General features: G+C 48.4%; 13 protein-coding genes and 1 tRNA gene. 3 read left to right on the forward strand and 11 right to left on the reverse strand.

Annotation, left to right across the window (positions count from 1 at the left end; translation table 11 throughout):
• Window positions 1–90: 90 nt before the first annotated feature.
• From rpsO to JT719_RS01810, 3 genes are all read right to left on the reverse strand, one after another.
• A complete protein-coding gene (gene rpsO / locus JT719_RS01800) occupies window positions 91–366 on the reverse strand; it encodes a 30S ribosomal protein S15 (RefSeq protein ID WP_207430480.1) in 276 nt (91 codons plus the stop codon).
• A gap of 113 nt (window positions 367–479) precedes the next feature.
• Entirely contained in the window at window positions 480–1,892 is a 1,413-nt protein-coding gene (locus JT719_RS01805; RefSeq protein WP_207430481.1) for an LptF/LptG family permease, read from the reverse strand.
• A 95-nt stretch (window positions 1,893–1,987) separates the two neighbouring features.
• Entirely contained in the window at window positions 1,988–2,383 is a 396-nt protein-coding gene (locus JT719_RS01810; RefSeq protein WP_242693045.1) for an START-like domain-containing protein, read from the reverse strand.
• A gap of 137 nt (window positions 2,384–2,520) precedes the next feature.
• Here JT719_RS01810 and JT719_RS01815 point away from each other — a divergent pair.
• The 3 genes from JT719_RS01815 (at window position 2,521) to JT719_RS01825 (ending at window position 5,532) form a co-directional block, all read left to right on the forward strand.
• Window positions 2,521–2,594 (forward strand) — tRNA-Met (locus JT719_RS01815).
• A 286-nt stretch (window positions 2,595–2,880) separates the two neighbouring features.
• Complete coding sequence (locus JT719_RS01820; protein ID WP_207430483.1) at window positions 2,881–3,762, forward strand: LytR/AlgR family response regulator transcription factor; 882 nt, start codon at window positions 2,881–2,883, stop codon at window positions 3,760–3,762.
• Between the two features lie 87 nt (window positions 3,763–3,849).
• Window positions 3,850–5,532 carry a serine hydrolase domain-containing protein gene (locus JT719_RS01825; protein WP_207430485.1) on the forward strand — a complete coding sequence of 561 codons (1,683 nt, stop codon included), beginning with the start codon at window positions 3,850–3,852 and terminating at the stop codon, window positions 5,530–5,532.
• A gap of 158 nt (window positions 5,533–5,690) precedes the next feature.
• Here the strand turns inward: JT719_RS01825 and JT719_RS25485 are convergent, their stop codons facing one another.
• The 8 genes from JT719_RS25485 to JT719_RS01865 form a co-directional block, all read right to left on the reverse strand.
• Window positions 5,691–8,381 (reverse strand): carbohydrate-binding protein, encoded by a 2,691-nt coding sequence (locus JT719_RS25485; RefSeq protein WP_207430487.1) that lies wholly within the window; start codon window positions 8,379–8,381, stop codon window positions 5,691–5,693.
• 954 nt (window positions 8,382–9,335) lie between these two features.
• Window positions 9,336–9,680: a 50S ribosomal protein L20 gene (rplT, locus tag JT719_RS01835; protein WP_207430489.1), complete on the reverse strand. Its 345-nt coding sequence runs from the start codon at window positions 9,678–9,680 to the stop codon at window positions 9,336–9,338.
• Between the two features lie 83 nt (window positions 9,681–9,763).
• On the reverse strand, window positions 9,764–9,958 hold the full coding sequence (gene rpmI / locus JT719_RS01840; RefSeq protein WP_205504567.1) for a 50S ribosomal protein L35: 195 nt from the start codon (window positions 9,956–9,958) through the stop codon (window positions 9,764–9,766).
• A gap of 24 nt (window positions 9,959–9,982) precedes the next feature.
• Entirely contained in the window at window positions 9,983–10,513 is a 531-nt protein-coding gene (infC, locus tag JT719_RS01845) for a translation initiation factor IF-3 (RefSeq protein ID WP_341350732.1), read from the reverse strand.
• Between the two features lie 110 nt (window positions 10,514–10,623).
• Window positions 10,624–12,561, reverse strand: a complete 1,938-nt coding sequence (gene thrS / locus JT719_RS01850) for a threonine--tRNA ligase (RefSeq protein WP_207430491.1) — start codon at window positions 12,559–12,561, stop codon at window positions 10,624–10,626.
• 49 nt (window positions 12,562–12,610) lie between these two features.
• Window positions 12,611–13,678: a tetratricopeptide repeat protein gene (locus tag JT719_RS01855; protein WP_207430493.1), complete on the reverse strand. Its 1,068-nt coding sequence runs from the start codon at window positions 13,676–13,678 to the stop codon at window positions 12,611–12,613.
• Window positions 13,679–13,780: 102 nt separating this feature from the next.
• Complete coding sequence (locus JT719_RS01860) at window positions 13,781–16,255, reverse strand: DUF5686 family protein (RefSeq protein ID WP_207430495.1); 2,475 nt, start codon at window positions 16,253–16,255, stop codon at window positions 13,781–13,783.
• A 292-nt stretch (window positions 16,256–16,547) separates the two neighbouring features.
• Window positions 16,548–17,336, reverse strand: coding sequence for a tetratricopeptide repeat protein (locus JT719_RS01865; RefSeq protein ID WP_207430497.1), 789 nt, complete (start codon window positions 17,334–17,336; stop codon window positions 16,548–16,550).
• Window positions 17,337–17,355 lie beyond the last annotated feature (19 nt).

Here is a 17,355-nt window from a genome sequence, read left to right on the forward strand (position 1 = left end):
CCCAAGGGCGCTAAGAGAAAGACGGGAAAGCAGCGGCAATAAAAAAGATAGGGAATCCCGTTTATGAATTCCCTAATCTTTTTATGATGATTATTTACGAATGCCTAACTCAGCGATAATAGCACGGTAGCGCTCAATGTCGGTTTTAGTAAGGTAATTCAGCAATCTTCTTCTCTTACCTACCAGTTTCAAAAGACCTAAACGAGTAGAAAAGTCTTTTTTGTGAGTTTTCAAGTGGTCTGTCAGGTGGTTGATCCGGGCAGTAAACAAGGCGATTTGTGATTCAGCTGATCCGGTATCGGTGGCTGATTTAGAAAAACCGCTAGTTTGGAAGATTTCTTTTTTCGCTTCGGTAGTTAATTTCATTGCGTGTAACTGTACTTGTCTTTTTTATCGCAGTTCTGAATACAAGGCGCAAAGTTAGAAAACTAAGGCGAGTATTCAAACTTTTATTTGAATATTCAGCAACAATTTCTTTACTATACTGCTTTGTTCCGGCGTAAACGGGCGGTAAATTTCCGCCAGAAGTCAAACTCCAGCAGGCTTGAGTCATTGCGGGCCTGCACCAGGAAGAACAAGCCCACCGGCAGCAGAATCATGTTGGCGGCCCACATGCCAATTGGCACCGGAGCCACTCCTTCCCTGCCCCATTTCTCGCCCAAAATGCTGAGCACGTAGTAGACAATGAAGAAGGCGATGGAAATGATCACCGGCATCCCTAACCCGCCCTTCCGGATGATAGCCCCCAACGGAGCTCCAATCAGGAACATGATAAAACAGGCCGTAGCCGCCGTGAACTTGCGGTAGATCTCAATCTCATAGTTGTTGCGCTCCCGCTGGATGGTAGTTAGCCTGGAGGCGTAAGAACTGGTGAAGCTTTTTACGTTGCGGGCAGCGTTGGCCGCCGTCTGTACGTCCTGCAACGTGATTTCTGGCTGCAACATGCTCTTGTCTACCTTGATTTTGAGCGTGTCACTGGCTTTCAGAGAAGAGAAATGCGAGTAGAACGGCCGCACATTGGGTTCCAGCAAGCTGGTTTCCTTTCCAATCTGCTTCTGCAACGAGTCGGTTACCTGAGTCAGCTGGTTGATGTTCTTCATCATCTTGTTGTCAGCAAACCACTGGGCGTTGGAGCGCGTCATCTGAAAGGAGGAAAGGTTCACCACAATTTTGTTTTTGGAGAACGCCTGCCGCAGGTAACCTGAGTTTTGCCCGTAGCTGTTAGCGCTGCTAGGACGCTCTTCCGCAAAGGTTTTCCCGTTGAACATCTCCAGAACCAGGTACTGGTCGTTGAACTGGGTGTACATTTTCCCGGAGTCGGCCAGCATCACCGTGGCATTGCCTTGCCCGTTGGAGTGGTCATAGATCATGATGTCCTTCAGGGTCTGGCCATCCTCAAACTTCTTCCCTACCCTGATGCTTCGGTTTGGCAGACCGTTGTAGAAAGATCCCTCGCGCAAGTCAAGAGCAGGTTTCTTCTGCCGGATGTCCCACATGAGGCTGTACGCTTTCAGGTTCGCCTTCGGAACGATGGTATTGTGAAAGAAGAACGCGGCGATGGTTAGGATAACCGAAAAGATGAACACCGGGCGCAGGGTACGCACCAGCGAAATGCCTGAGGTCTTGATGGCCGTCAGCTCATGGTGTTCCCCCAGGTTCCCGAAGGTCATGAGCGAAGAAAGCAGAATAGCCAACGGAAAGGCCATTGGAGCCAGGTTCAGACTGAAGTAGAAAAGCAATTCAGCAATAATCCCGGCTCCCAGGTCTTTGCCTACTAAGTCATCCAGATACTTCAAGATGACCTGGAGCAGCAGAATGAACTCTACTACGGCAAAGGTTAAAACAAACGGTCCTATGAAGGACTTAAGAATAAGTTTATCTAATTTTTTCATGCACAGAAGCCGCTCCTGCAGGGCCGGACATTGGTAAGAACCGGAGCATCTTCAGGAAAAGTGGCCCAATTTACGAAAAGAGGCGAAAAGGAAACCTATCCTCCTAACAACTCCCGCAAGGTTAGAACCTGATTGTCCCAAAGCTCCGTTAGTTGTTCAACGTCTCCTACGTCTGTATAATCTACAACGCGCAAAAATTGTTCCTGCGTGAGCTCACTTGTCTCAATAGAGAAGTCAATGTAGCTGTAATCATGCGGAGTGCCCTTGTTTGTACCTGGAAAAGTGAACCGAACCGATTTGTTCATGCGGTGGCTGGTCATCTCAGCAATGTGTTCCTGGTTATCCCAAATGAGATTATACCGGCGCTCCCCCACTTGCAGGGCCGCATCACATAACCACTGTTGTAAGCCAGAAGCGGTGCTCAGGTAGGGGTACAGCATTTTGGCCGAAGCATTGAGAGGATACTCTCTAATGAACTTTATTTTACTCATAGACAACAAAGCGTAAAGGTAAAGGGCGTTAGTGATTTAGGTCGGGGGTGCTATATGCTTCTCAAGTAAATGAAAATATTTTATACAAAAAAACTTGTGTGATGTTAAATCTTTCCCCTACATTTGCACCACAATTCGGCGGGGTAGCTCAGATGGTTAGAGCGTAGGATTCATAACCCTAAGGTCGGCAGTTCGATTCTGCTCCCCGCTACAAAGCTCCACTCCTGGTGGAGCTTTTTTTATTTTACCCCCTTTCCTGCCCTCAGCAGCTTACCTCTTGAGGCACATCAACCACAGCCGGAACGGAATTTAACCTAATTTCCACAAAGGAGGCTCATAACGAATCCGTCGTCCGGAAGACTTACTGCTAGTATTTGGCTTAGGTAAAGAATGGCAAGTTCATCAACACTCACTTAAGGGTTCTGGAATTTTTGTAAATTGAGGTAACCTACTTTTAAGCCTGTGTTTCCTGATTGCCAAAAGACTAGTTTGCCGGTATGAATACCCTTGAAAAGAAGTTGGCTCCTTCAAGTGCATTACCCGTTTACCAGGACAAGTGGGTTCAGGTCATCGGCATCCCGGTCATCACGCTTTTTGCCCAATACCTTACTTACAATAACATTCAATTGAACTGGATGTTAGCGTATGAGCTTTGCAGTGACGCTTTCAAGATCTTTCTGATCTGGCAGGTGTTTCTTTTCCTTCTCCGGTACCTGGATAAGAGACTAAGCTGGCAGGAGCATTTCGTGCTTAGATTGGTTATCCAGGTGGGGCTTTCCTGCTTTGTCTGCAGTCTGGCTCTGACTTTTTTGGTTTGGCTGGAGTATGCGTTGTTTAGGCCCTATCCTAATGAGAACTTCTTCCAATTTGACCTGGTCATCGCCAATATTTTCATTCTCTTCATCAACGCCGTTTATGTAGGCCTGTACTTTTATGGCGCTTTCCAGTCAAAAAGAGAAAAGGAGCAGGAAAACCCGATAAGCGCTTCGCCCTTAGAAGCATCAGAGGTTCGGCCTCAAGCAGAAAGCTATCTGGTTAAGTCTGGCAAGAAAGAATTCCTGATTCCGTTCGAAGAAATCCTGGGAATCTATTCTGAGGAAAAAGAAACCTACCTGGTCTCCTCTGAGGGCAAGTTGTTCGTTCTGGAGAGTTCACTGGACAAGGTGATGCAGCAGTTACCCCACCCTTATTTTTTTAGGGCTAACCGGAAATTTATTTTGTCAAGGCAAGCGGTGGCCATGTTCCAGGCAGAGACAAACGGGAAAGTCTTAGCCTCTCTGAAGCCTTCGCCAAAGCTCCCGGATCAAATCATGGTCAGCAAAGACCGGGCTCCAGCGTTCCGGCAATGGCTGAAAGAGAACCATTCATCCCTGAAATAAGGACGGTTCAGTAACATACCACGCCCAAAAATCCCTTCTGAAACTTTGGTTTGCTTGATTTGAGCCGAAAATCAATGACTTACCACTATGCGTATCGCCACCTTTTTAACCGTCCTGCTGTTTAGCCTTACCACCCTCGCCTCGGCCCAATCCCTTTCACCGGACCTGCAAACCAAGATCGATTCAGTGTTCAGAAACTGGAACCATCCCAATACACCCGGAGCGGTCTTGGGCATTATACATAAAGGACAACTGGTTTACCAGAAAACTTACGGAATGGCCAATATTCAGAAAAAGGAGCCCTTAAACGGCTCGCATCAGTTCTGGATCGCTTCCATGGCAAAACAGTTTACGGCTGCCAGCGTGGCCCTGCTGGAGGAGCAAGGTAAGCTGCGATTAGAGGATGATATAAGGAAATACATGCCTGAACTGCCAGTGTTTAAAGACACCATTCGGATCAAACACTTGATATACCACACCAGCGGATTGCGCGACGGTTTCACGCTGATAGGCTTATCGTTCAAAGGCGAAAAGCACTACACCAACGCTGAGGTAATGGCGAAGCTTATGAAGCAAACGGATCTGAACTTCACTCCCGGCACCCGGCACGAATACAACAATGGTGGCTACGTAGTGTTGGCTGAACTCGTGAAAGGGGTATCAGGCAAGTCGCTGGCAGAATTTGCCCGGGAAAACATCTTTGATCCCTTGGGTATGTCCAACACCCATTTCTATGGAACCATTTCTGCTGACATTCCCAGGCTGGCCCAGGGCTATGCGGTAACCTATAAGAAAGGTAAAACCATTTACAAACCAACTCACTTTAAAGCCAATACCGTGGGTTCCTCGGGGCTGGTGAGCACTTTGGAAGACTTAGCCAAGTGGGATCAGAATTTCTATAATAACCAGCTAGGCAAGAAGAACCAGGCGCTCATTGAACAGATCACTGCAAGAGGCACTCTCACTAATGGCACCAGGATTCCTTACGGCTTTGGGCTTGAGATTGAAAACTATAGAGGCACCAAAGTAATCACCCATTCAGGAAGTGACCCGGGTTTTATAGCCGAAATGGTCCGGTTCCCCGAGTATCAGCTCACCCTCATCTGTTTGGCCAACACTACCAATCTGTATCAACTCACCCCACAGCTGGTCCGGATGGGAAGCTGGCTGTTGCCTCTGCAAGAGCAGGAACAAACTCCTGAAATAGCCAATCACCCAGGTGAACAAATCTCATTGAAGCAACTAACCGGCATTTACCTGAATAAGGAAAACCTGGCGGAGGCCCGCTTTGTAACCCTACAAGAGAACAAACTTTTTGCGGCCAGTTCTATCAATGGGTATCGGGTTCCGCTGAAGCAGGTTCAACCCAACAGGTTTGTGAACGAAGGTTTGCAAAGCCAGGCCTACTCTTTTCAGGCGAACTCTTCCCCAAACAGCATGAAACTGGAATACCAGGCCTGGACCTCAGGAGCTACGATGAAAAAGGTGGATTCTGCCGTCTACGCGCCAGATGATCTGAAAACGTTTGAAGGCACCTTCTACAGTCCAGAGCTTGGTAAAACCTACCGCATAACCGTGAAGAAAGGGAAACTCGGTTTGAGCTTGTTCAGGATAATACATGTGCCATTTCTTCCGGTAAGCGGAAATAAGTTTCTGGCAGACTTCCAGGGGAACAACTGCCTGGAGTTTCAAAAAAATTCCAGCGGAGCTGTTACCGGATTCACGTTCAGCCGGGAATCCGTTACCAAACTCCGATTTGTTAAGAGGTAACCAAATTTGTAAAAGATGAGGTTTAAGGGCCTTTTCATGAAAATAGCCTAAAAACAGGTTTAGTATTTCTCCTATTAGGAGCACCATCAAAAAAGAGAAGGCCGGAACAGTAGCTCCGGCCTTCTCTGATATCGTTGATGTAAGGTATTGTCTTTCGCTTATTGCTTCAGAACTTTTCTGACTTCCCTTACTCCGTTTGCTCTCAGTTGGATGAAGTATAAACCGCTGGTTACCTTTTCTAAGGAAATGGTTTGGGTAACTTCCTCGGTTCCTTTTGTAAGGGTAATGCTATCCAATGTTCTTCCGGCTGCATCCAGCAGAACCAGGTTTACCTCGCCGGTAATCTGCTGGCCTATCCTCACCTGAACTTTATCAGTCGTCGGGTTTGGATAAACGGTCAGGGAAGTGGCGAATGCATCTGATCCTAGTTCCTCTACAACAGAAGCCGCGGTTGAGGACAAAGCAGAAGCTGAAGTTATCTCAAACCAGTTGAAGTTCCAGCCTGATTTCTTCACGTAGATCTGCAGGGTTTGGCTACCGGCAGCCAATGGCACCAAAGCACTTACCGTCTTCCAGGTTTGCCACCCACCCGTGCTTGGGATGTCTACCGTCTTAAGAACCGCTCCAGCGCTGTTTCTGACTTCCAGCTGACCAGTTCCGGTACCCGCCACCCTGAAATTCATGTTGTAGGTGCCCGTGGCGCTCACGTTCACGGTGTACTTCATCCAGTCGTTGGCATCAATGCGCCCTACATCGTACCCGTATCCTGCGTCTTTACATGCTTCTATGTACACGCCGTACATGCTGGTGTACTTTTCGGCTTCAATTTTAGTGGAAGCAGTGATTGGGGTAGTTGTAGAAGTTGAGGATGTGGTGACAGACTGGGTGCGTACCACGTTTGCCGCGGCCAGGTAATTTGTGCTGGCCACCTGCGAGGCAGTGATGTTGGCGGAGCCAGTTGCTACTATGGTCGCCATCCACTTACCTGTTGCATTGGACACCGACACAACTCCGGGGTTTGAAGAGGTGAAGGTAATGGGGGTAGCGGTATTGGTACTGATGGCTACCAGTTCAAAAGCGGGGCTTGCTATGGTTTTAGAAGACAAAGCATTGAAAGTGATGACCGGAGTACCCTGTGAAACGGCAAAGCTCTGGCTTACCGCAGGGGCTGCATTGTAAGTAGTGCTTCCGGCCTGGGTAGCCTCTACCGTCACAGTTCCTACTCCAGTTATTGTCAAGGTGCTTCCGCTTACAGTGGCGGGTCCGGAAACTACCCGGTAGCTAACACCTAAGCCCGAGGTAGCCGTGGCTTGCAAGGTGAATGGCGCCGTTCCGTACACCTTCGCTCCTATGGCGGTAAAGGAGATGGTCTGGTTCTGTTTTACCGTAGAAGTAGAAGAAACACCTTTAAAGAAGGATGGAGCGGTGTTCAAGGTAAGACCCGTGGATGCTTGCTGCGTTGACTTACCGGTGATGGAGTAATCCCATTCATAACGGGTTACGGATGATAGATTCAGGCCCGCCGGGAAAGAGTAAGGCTGCGTGTACGTTTCTGACTTATCATTCGGGTTTTTGGCCCAAAGTACATACACATATTCTCCGTCTTTTCTGAAGGCACCCCCTTCAACGCTAGCCGGAAGGTTCAGTGCAGCGGTACGGTTGGCATCATAGGAATACCCTTGCAGGAGCATGCTGGTAGTTTTAAAACCTTTCCCCAGCGGAGAAAGCTTCTCGGCGCCAAAAGCGTTGGTTTTAAGGTTCTCATGGATCCCCATCAAAGAGTACTCCACTGAACTGGCGATGGTCTCTGAGGAAGGGGCATCGGCGGCTTGTCCTACGCTGAAGAAGTGTACCTGTTTGATGTCGTTCTTCTGCGCCAACACCAAAGTCTTAATCCCGAAGTTCCGCTGCATGTCATCTGAGCTATGGCGCCAGTCAACGGTACGGCGACTCACGTTAGTTTCCGTCACAATGAAGTGCTTCTTAGGATAAGTTACCCCGTTATAGCCGTGTTTCAGCAAAACGGCTTCTAAACCGTTCTTGTGGCCAATCACCTGTGCGGCGGCATAGTCTGAGTTACGCAAATATCTAAAGCCACCGATGGAGTTATCCCATTTACGCAGGAAGAAAGTTGGATACACATGGTAGCTTACCATATCAAAGTAAGCGCCTCCTTTATTAGGATATTGGCTTGTCACTGCCCCGCCATTAGGGTTATCTGTGTAGCGGAGCAAGGCATCCAGGAAATTGGTGTGGCCAATCCCTCCCGGGGTTACATGATCATCGGGGTTGTATTTCTTGATCACTTCCCACGTGATACGCAGCATTCTAACGTAGTTAAAGAAAGGGGCTTTCAGGTTGTACAACTCAGAAGGAAGCGGTGCCCGGGTCAGCCACTCAGAAGGGTTATTGGCACCTAGGTCTGGTTCGTTTACTACTTCCCAGTTCTTGATGTAAGGACCATAGGTCTGCACCAGTTTGTAGACGTAATTGGCGTAGTAGTTATTGGGATTCACCGTGCCGTCAGATTTCCAGATGGGCTCATACAGGTTGGCGAATACTTTGGAGGGCGTGGAGCAACCCGGATAGGTGGTTTGGTCGCGGTGGGCTTCGGAAGGACCTTCAATGAAGCAGGTAACCTCCTTCATGCCTAATGTATTAGTATAGTATTGGAACTCACTTAAGCGGATGTTGTAGCCCCATCTCTCCACGAAGTGGTCTGGCAGGGTTGGTCTGAGCGAGTTGCCACCGGCTTTATTAACGATGATTGCCAGGTTTTTATCGGTCCAACCGTTGCCGTATCCTCCCATGTTGCTACCGTAGCCAAAATTGGCGGTATAGGGATTCACATTTTCATTGGCGGTAGTTTGTTGGCCGAATACTTGAAATGTACTAAAAAGTAAACTAAGGGCTGTAAACGATCGGTAGAGGTCTAATTTCATTTTTTAAAGCAGATCAAGCGGAGAAACAGGAGGTTCAGGAAAGATTCAGGGACTAGTCTTAACCAAAGCTACTGTTAATGTTCAAAATAAAAAAACACCACCTACAGCAATAATTACATATATTTTTCAATATATAATGTTTTTTGTTTTGAATAATTATATTTAAAGACTACTTTATACTAGAAAATAGACCCATTCTGAACAATAGAAAAGGTTTAGTACATTTTAAACTTTCTTATTGCATTTGAAAAAATCCAGTTTGTTCAACTATAAACAGGAATTGAATATTCTATTAAACTTTAACATGAATTATAACTTTTCTTCTACCCATACATATTGGTTCATTGAGGATGGTTAAAAAGATTACATAATACAGATTATTGGTTCTCAGGCGGTTATGTTTAAATAGTCTGTTTTACACCAGAAGGAGACAGTAGAAGCCGCTTAAACCAATAGTATAAATATCATGAGCCTGTAAAAGCGATGAGTGCTTAGAGAAGAAATGACCAGAAAAAGAGAGGATATTATGAGAAAGTAACCTAAACTCACCTATCATGAATAAGAACCAGCATCATCAGTCGCAAAATCACAGGATAGAAGTAACTATTAACGAGCCTTCCAAGGTCATTGGCAAACCCAACCGGTGTTTGAAGATGGTTCTTATACTTTGCTGCTTGCCTATCACCACTACATCATAGATTAGAGCTAATTCCAGCAGGGATGTCAATAGCCAGATTCCCGCTTGTCTCAGACAACACCTTAGCGCGTTAGCTCCACATATGGTTTGAGGCTGTAGCTCTAGAAAGGGCATAAAAAAAGCCCAGCATAGGCTGGGCTTTTAAGAGGTATGAGCAGGAAAGCTTATCTCACTTTCTCAACAATTCCGGTGAAGGCTTCTGGATGGTTCAGAGCTAAATCAGCCAAAACTTTGCGGTTAAGGTTGATGTTGGCTTTTTTCAAACCGCCCATTAACTGAGAATAAGAAAGACCGTTAAGACGGGCAGCAGCGTTGATACGCTGAATCCAAAGAGCACGGAAGTCTCTTTTCTTCGCTTTTCTATCGCGGTAGGCGTAAACTAAACCTTTCTCAACCGCGTTTTTGGCTACTGTCCAAACGTTTTTTCTACGACCAAAGTAACCTTTGGCCAACTTCATTATTCTTTTTCTTTTGTGGCGCGCGGCCACGGTGTTTACCGATCTAGGCATTTCTGTGAATTTTTGGGGCTGGTGATCTCGGTTTAATTCTTAGTTACCAGTTCCCGATGAAACAATTAGTAAAATTGATTGGGTTAAGACGCAAGCATGTTCATCACGTTGGCGTGGTCAGCGGCGCTAACTAAACCTGTGTGAGTCAGATTTCTCTTCTGCTTGGTGGTCTTCTTAGTCAGGATGTGGCTTTTGAAAGCGTGCTTACGCTTAATTTTGCCAGTACCTGTCAGGGTGAATCTCTTCTTAGCCCCTGATTTGCTTTTAACTTTAGGCATTGGGTTTATATAAATGGTGAACTTTTATTTCTTTGGTTTAGGTGCCAAAAACAAGAACATCCGTTTTCCTTCCAGTTTAGGCAGCTGTTCTACCTTGGCCACGTCTTCCAGCGCCTGGGCAAACTTCAGAAGCAATACCTCGCCGCGTTCTTTGAAAACAATGGTACGGCCCACAAAGTGCACATATGCTTTCACTTTTGCGCCTTCTGCCAAAAACTGGCGGGCATGTTTCAGCTTAAACTCAAAGTCATGGTCATCGGTGTTAGGCCCAAAGCGAATCTCCTTCATCACCACCTTAGTGGTTTTGGCCTTCATCTCGCGTTGCTTCTTCTTCTGTTCGTACTTGAACTTAGAGTAGTCAATGATGCGACATACCGGCGGATCTGCCTTTGGAGAAATCTCCACCAGGTCAAGATTCTGCTCCTGCGCCATCCGGCGAGCCTGCTCTATGCTATAGACGCCAGGTTCTACGTTTTCACCAACCACGCGTACTTCCCGTAAACCGGTGATGCGCTGATTGATTCTATGAGCCTCTTCAACTTTGCCGCGAGGCACGTAGCGTTTATTGTTCGTTGAAATAGTTGTACCTCCTTAATTAAGGTTTCACATTCAGGGTGCGAATATCGCGTTTTCCCTTTTATAATAAAAATAATTTTCTCTGTTTTTTATCCAAGCAGCTCAGAAAGCACCTCTTTGAAGTTGTTCACGAAGGCATCTACCGGCATGGTGCCCATATCGCCTAACCCGTGCTTACGTACCGAGATGATCTCGTTTTCCTGCTCCTTGTCCCCTACAATCACCATGTAAGGCACCTTGCTAACCTCCGCGTCGCGGATCTTGCGGCCAATTTTTTCATCGCGGGTATCAATGTACCCTCTGATGTCTTGATCGGCCAGCATTTCGTTTACGCGGTGCGCGTATTCATGGTATTTCTCAGAGATAGGCAGGATAGCCACCTGGTCTGGGCTCAGCCACAACGGGAAGTTACCGCCGCAGTGCTCAATGAGTACTGCCACGAAACGCTCCAGAGAGCCAAAAGGTGCCCGGTGGATCATAACCGGACGGTGACGCTCGTTGTCTGACCCAATGTATTCCAGGTCAAAGCGCTCCGGCAGGTTATAGTCTACCTGAATGGTTCCTAACTGCCACTTACGTCCTAATGCGTCTTTCACCATGAAATCCAGCTTAGGTCCGTAAAACGCAGCCTCGCCCAACTCGGTTACAGTTGGCAAACCTTTCTCTGTGGCGGCTTCAATAATGGCACGCTCCGCTTTCTCCCAAAGGTCATCAGAACCAATGTACTTGGCTCTGTTCTCAGGGTCACGCAAAGAGATCTGGGCAGTGTAGCTTTCAAAACCAAGGGCCTTGAACACATAAAGCACCAGGTCAATCACCTTCATGAACTCATCTTTCACCTGGTCTGGGCGGCAGAAGATGTGAGCATCGTCCTGAGTAAAGCCACGTACGCGGGTTAAGCCGTGCAACTCCCCGCTTTGCTCATAGCGGTATACGGTCCCGAACTCTGCCAAACGCACCGGAAGCTCCTTGTAAGAACGCGGACGCGTCTTATAAATCTCGCAGTGGTGCGGGCAGTTCATGGGCTTCAGGAAGAACTCCTCGTTTTCATTAGGAGTCCTGATAGGCTGGAACGAATCTGCTCCGTATTTCTCATAGTGACCAGAAGTCACGTACAATTCTTTTGAACCGATATGAGGAGTCACCACCGGTTGGTAGCCTGCTCTCTGCTGGGCCCTGCGCATGAACTGCTCCAAACGCTCGCGCAGCAGGGTGCCTTTGGGCAACCACAATGGCAAGCCCATGCCCACTTTCTCAGAGAAGGCAAACAGTTCCATCTCTTTCCCCAGCTTGCGGTGGTCGCGGCGTTTGGCTTCTTCCAGGCGCTCCAGGTACTCAGTCAGCTCCTTCTGCTTAGGGAACGTGATGGCGTACACGCGGGTCAACTGCTTGCTTTTCTCATCACCTCTCCAGTACGCCCCTGCCACGTTCATCAGCTTGGCAGCTTTGATAAAACCGGTGTTAGGGATATGAGGACCACGGCAAAGATCAGTGAAGTTGCCTTGGGTGTAGAACGTAATGGAACCGTCTTCCAGGCCTTCTAACAGGTCTAGTTTGTACGGGTCATTCTTCTCAGTAAAGTACGCGATGGCATCTGCCTTGCTGATGGGCTGACGGATGTACTCACTTTTCTGCCGCGCCAGTTCAAGCATTTTCTGCTCAATAGCCGGGAAATCTTCCTGTGACAAGGTACGGTCTTCGCCCAGATCAATGTCATAGTAGAAGCCGTTCTCAATAGCCGGACCAATCCCAAGCTTCACTCCTGGGTACAAAGCTTCCAGCGCCTCGGCCATTAAGTGGGCCGAAGAATGCCAGTAAGTGGCTTTGCCTTCGTCATCGTTCCAGGTTAAAAGTTGAATAGAGGCATCCTCGGTGATAGGGCGAGTCAGATCCCACACCTGGCCGTTCACTTTCACGGCCAATACGTTGCGGGCTAACCCTTCACTGATTGAGGCGGCAATCTCAATGCCGGTTACTCCATTCTGGTACTCACGGACCGAACCGTCCGGTAAGGTAATGTTGATCATATAGCAAGTTCTAAACTTCGTCGTTTTGGGCTTGTTTTCGGCAAAATAGCTAAAAAACAGTTACCGAACTCAAAGTATCTATTTTTGGCCTTGGAATTGGCCTACTGATTCGCTGCAAAGCTACACTATAGCGTCGGTTCTGCGGGTATCTTCTGGTCAAAAAAACGTAGTGCGGCCTCGCCGATTCGCGGTTCCCGGTCCACTCCAGGCAAGAGGCCAGAATCCAGCGGTTATGTTCTGTCAGGCGCAAACCCAGCTCATGGGCCTTCAGCAGGTTGGGCAGGGCGGTGCTGTACTGGCGTTTCTTATACCAGGCCTCACCCAGCCCGGCGTAGCCCTCCGGTTGGTTAGGCTCCAGGTTAATGGCTCTGGAGAAACAAGCCAAAGCGGTATCGGTCAGGTTTCGGCTCAGGAAGTTGCGGCCCAGTTGCTGCCACCAGAAACCATCCTTGGGTTGCCTGGTAACGCCTTTGTGCACGAAAGGATAAGCCTCGTTGAACATCTTACGCGCCGTGAAAATGGAACTCAGTTCGCGGAAGGCCGGCAAAGACATGGAATCACGTACCAGCGCCCGGTTCAGGTTGAACAGGGCCCGGGCTGTATCACCGGTACCCGATTGCGCCTTGGCCAGTAACACGTAATACTTGGCTTCTCCCGGACTTAACCTAACGGCTTTACTGCTGTGGCTCAGGGCCCGGTCATACTGCTTCAGCCCAACGTAAGTCTCAGCCAGAATAGCTTCCGATTCCGGCGTGTAGAAATTGAAGGCATTGGCCTGCATCATCATCTTCATGGCCTCCTGGTACTGTTGATTGCCCACCAGAATCCTGGCTTTCCAGAAATACGCTTCTCCCAAGGCAGGCTCCAGGGCGATGGCGGTAGTCAGATCCTGAAAAGCGGGTTGGGTTTTATTTTGCTGCAGAAACAGTTTGGCCCTTTTCACATACCACTCTGGCTGGGCATTGCCCTGGTCCAGAGCCTTGGTAATTTCATTTATCTGAGTGGGAATGCTGCTGTCTACCCGGGCCAGGTTGAACATTCTCTCTTCTGAAGTTTTCTGAGAACAAGCCGAGAAAAGCCCAAGTCCTACCCCAAGAAGCAATAAAGAGAAACGCATGCCAGAAAACAGGTACATAATACAATGAGAAAGCGAAGGTACCATTTCCAGATAAGTTCTCTTTGTTTTGAAGCCGTTTTTCTGAAAACAACCCCAAAACTCCTAAGGGTTCACCGATACAGACATCCGGACGCCCCACAAAGGCGCATCCAGTTCTCTGTAGGTTAGGCGGTGCACCAAATCAACCCGAAACACCTGAAAGATGTTCTTGAAACCTACGTTCACCTCGGCGTAGGGGTCTTTGCCCAGGCTTCTGAAATTCTCATGTATGGGCGAATCCAAGGCCTCTGATGGTTTGTTTTTATCTGATAACCTACCGTACAGAGCCGCTCCGCCAGCCACCAGAATCATTTTGGTTTTCTTTAGCAAAGGCAGGCGGTTGGTGATAGAAAAAGCCCCCTCAAAATGATGATCGTACCGCAATGAAACGTATTCATCTGTAGCAAAGGAGAAGAAGGGCATCAGATTGTAGCCATGCAGGATGAAGAAGGGTGTTTCATTGCCCACTGGTACCTGCAGCAACGGCAAGGGCACTCTGGTAAAGGTTTTGCCACCCCTTAGATAATACCTCCCGTAGCCAAAGATACCGGCCCGCACCCTCTGCTCCACATACATGGAAACCTCCTGGTAAGCCAGATCAGAATTCATGACCCCGTTCAGACCCGCCGAAAGTTCAAGGCCTATCAATGGCGCGTTGGAGTTGGAAATCGGAATTTTTTCATAGTGCCTGATGAGCATTTTCCGATCCGGGGAGAACTGTAGATTCAGGCTGACATCTGTGGTGGTGAACCCCACGAACTTAGACCCGTCTTTTTCGCCGCCCATTGGCCTGGTGTCAAAGACAGGCTTGAAGTTGGTGCGGCGGAAGGTGACACGTTGCCGGAAGCCCGGGAACCACTCCCGTTCGGCCCACATCTGAACCCGTTCCTGCTGATACGGGAAGTTCATTTTCCCCCAGCGGAAGGCCGAGAAAAACAGGCTGTTCATGCGCGCATTGTTCAGATCCATGCCTGCTGGCCCCACATCGTTCAGGTAGCTTACCCCCCACTCGGTCCATTGCGCTCTATTGGCCACGTACCGGATGTTGAACAGGCTTTTGAAGGACTTGTCTTTGGTGCCGTACGCCAGATACCCGTTCAGGATCCAGTTAGGATGGAACTCCTGGGTGGTTCGGCCGCCGAACTGAAAGCGGTGCCCTTCCACTTTGTTGAACACATAGGTTCCAAATACCGGTCCCCACTCAAATTTATCGTTGAGCGGCATGTGTCCTTCCACCACCACCCTAATAAGCTTCACGGCACTCTGGATCTCGGGCAGTTTATTGATTTGAGCAATGGATTCCACCCGCTTCTGTTCCTCCGGAGAGAATGCCTGCGGCCGCACGCTTTGCCAGTAGTTCTCCTTGTACTTCAAGGCTGAATCACTGATCTGGTGCGTTATATCAAAGAACTCCTCGGGCTTGGGTTGCCCCATTACAAGGTTGGTATACGTTGTCACTGACTCCACAAACAAACGCACATCGGTGCCGGGCAAGCCGGTGATCTGGAACTTGCGTTTGCTGGAGATGGGCAAGAGCGAAGGGTTGGTTTCATCCCAGGCCTGCACTATCTGCAACCCCTGCACGAAGTTGAGGGCTACATCTTTGTTTATCTTCAGTTCAATTCTGCGCAGGGCAAAGGAACCATCGGCAATCCACATGGTGCCTTCAAAGGTAAGGTCCTGTGAGCGCTTAGGAAGGATTTTGAGGCGGTATACCTTGCCCGTAGGCGTCTCTACGCTGTCTTCCAGGTCATAGTCATAATAACTGGCCCACTGGTTGGCGATAGGACTCACGAAATCCTTGTCAAACATGCGCATCCAGTTCTGGTTTAAGGAGAAATGCTCTGCCTGCGCGTTAAGGAGTTGGGCAATCTGGCTTTCCCGCTCAATGCCCACCCCTACCACTTTGCTGGCCTTCAAAATTTCCTTTGATTTGCGGGGATCTCGGGTGAAATAGGTCTCTTTTACCGTTTCTGCCTGGAAAATAGGCAATGAAGCAGTTCTTGACGGCTGATCACCTAAGGTAAGGCTGTCAAGGTAAGGAGCGTATCGTTTGGAGAACCCCTTCTTCTTATCAGTGGCCTCGCGCTCCAGAATACTGCCCTTCATCAAGGTGTAAGTGCCAAACTGAATGGCCGATTGGTTCTCGGGCAGGTATTTGTCTTTGTTTTTGGCAGCTGCTCTTACGATCCGGTACGCAGGGTTCTCTTTAGGCCTCACCACAATCTCCTGAATCGCGTAACTCTGCCGGTCCAGGGAGATGGTGCCATTCTTGAGAAGCTCCTTGACGGGCTTAATAACGGGTGTGTACCCCAACAGCGTAAAAGTGACCGTGTCTGATAAGGTGTACTTCCTGATGATGTATTGGCCGGCTTCATCGGTAAAGACGGGTACCTTGGCAGATTGCAGGTGAACGGTAACGTAGTCCAACGGTTTTTGGCTATCGGCATCAACTATCTTACCGGATATAGGCGCTGTTTGGGCATGCGCTGCCACCACACTCATGAATAGGAGAATATGGATTAGTAATTTTCTCACCTGCTGGTCTTTGTTTCACTAATATAAAAAATATGTTAAGTATTATATACTCCCTATCCTATTTTTCTCCTCACCTGCTGTAGTACTTAGAAAAGAAAGACTTTCAAAGCAGGACCGCTCATCTGGTAATACTTACTCCAAAAAGACAACCCAGAAGCAAAAACCCCTATTCCAGTTGTATTTTTTTACTGTTTCAGCAGAAATAGCCTGAAAACGGCAAAGCCCTAAACGCAGAAGGCACCCAAAGTTTGGGTGCCTTCTGCGTTTAGAACCAATCAGTTAAATACAGGGTCTAAGCTCTTACTTTTAGTACTTCCTGTAGCAGCACTTTGCATCTTCTGCTCAGTTCCAGGTCTTCGGTGGTTACCAGTTTTTGGTCCAAGGCCCGCTGGAGGGTTTCCACGCATTCACTCTTCAGGTCAGATTCACGCTGCACCCGTGCCAGATCATAGTAGTATAGCAGGTTAGAAGGATCTAACTCTATTGCTTTAGAAATGGCATTGATGGCTTGCTGATTGGTAGACGTAGGTAGCGGCAGTTGCGTCAGCAACCGGTTCGCAGATTTCTCAGCGAAAGAAAGGTTGGCAACTTTATAGGCCCATCTCCCCATCAGGTGCCAGGCACCAGCATGTCTTGGATCCTGCGCCAGCGCATCATCTAAGTACATCTTGATCTGGTTCAACTGCACCATCCGATCCTTCAGGGAAACAATCTGGCACATGTTGCTCAGAGAAAGCGCCATTACATAATTTGGCTCCGCAGATAAGCTGTCAATAGATCTGGCTTTATGCGCGAAGGTATAGGCTTTCTGGTAATAGAGACCTTTGTGGGTATCATCGGTGAACCGGCTGCCAATGCGGCCGCAGACAATACTGGCTTTGATCAACGCCTCCAGTTGTTCTGGATTGGCAGAGAGCAACAGTTCATATTTCTCCAATGCCTCCGCGTCTTTGTATTCACGGAACAATTGGTTTGCCTCCCACAGGAGCTTCTCCGAACCTAAGCCACCTGAGACGGCAGCCAGGTTCGGGAAGCTTATTAGAGTGGTCAATAGAATCACGAGTAAAAATGTTTTCCGCATACTCCCCAGTTAAATCTTA

The organism is Sabulibacter ruber (assembly GCF_017355955.1).
GTDB lineage: Bacteria > Bacteroidota > Bacteroidia > Cytophagales > Hymenobacteraceae > Nibribacter > Nibribacter ruber_A.

Excerpts from the sequence above, each read along its gene's own strand:
- rpmI (WP_205504567.1), bottom strand. The coding sequence starts at position 9,958 with ATGCCTAAAGTTAAAAGCAAATCAGGGGCTAAGAAGAGATTCACCCTG.
- JT719_RS01820 (WP_207430483.1), top strand. The coding sequence starts at position 2,881 with ATGAATACCCTTGAAAAGAAGTTGGCTCCTTCAAGTGCATTACCCGTT.
- JT719_RS01810 (WP_242693045.1), bottom strand. The coding sequence starts at position 2,383 with ATGAGTAAAATAAAGTTCATTAGAGAGTATCCTCTCAATGCTTCGGCC.
- JT719_RS01855 (WP_207430493.1), bottom strand. The coding sequence starts at position 13,678 with ATGCGTTTCTCTTTATTGCTTCTTGGGGTAGGACTTGGGCTTTTCTCG.
- rplT (WP_207430489.1), bottom strand. The coding sequence starts at position 9,680 with ATGCCTAGATCGGTAAACACCGTGGCCGCGCGCCACAAAAGAAAAAGA.
- JT719_RS01865 (WP_207430497.1), bottom strand. The coding sequence starts at position 17,336 with ATGCGGAAAACATTTTTACTCGTGATTCTATTGACCACTCTAATAAGC.
- JT719_RS01805 (WP_207430481.1), bottom strand. The coding sequence starts at position 1,892 with ATGAAAAAATTAGATAAACTTATTCTTAAGTCCTTCATAGGACCGTTT.
- JT719_RS01825 (WP_207430485.1), top strand. The coding sequence starts at position 3,850 with ATGCGTATCGCCACCTTTTTAACCGTCCTGCTGTTTAGCCTTACCACC.
- thrS (WP_207430491.1), bottom strand. The coding sequence starts at position 12,561 with ATGATCAACATTACCTTACCGGACGGTTCGGTCCGTGAGTACCAGAAT.
- rpsO (WP_207430480.1), bottom strand. The coding sequence starts at position 366 with ATGAAATTAACTACCGAAGCGAAAAAAGAAATCTTCCAAACTAGCGGT.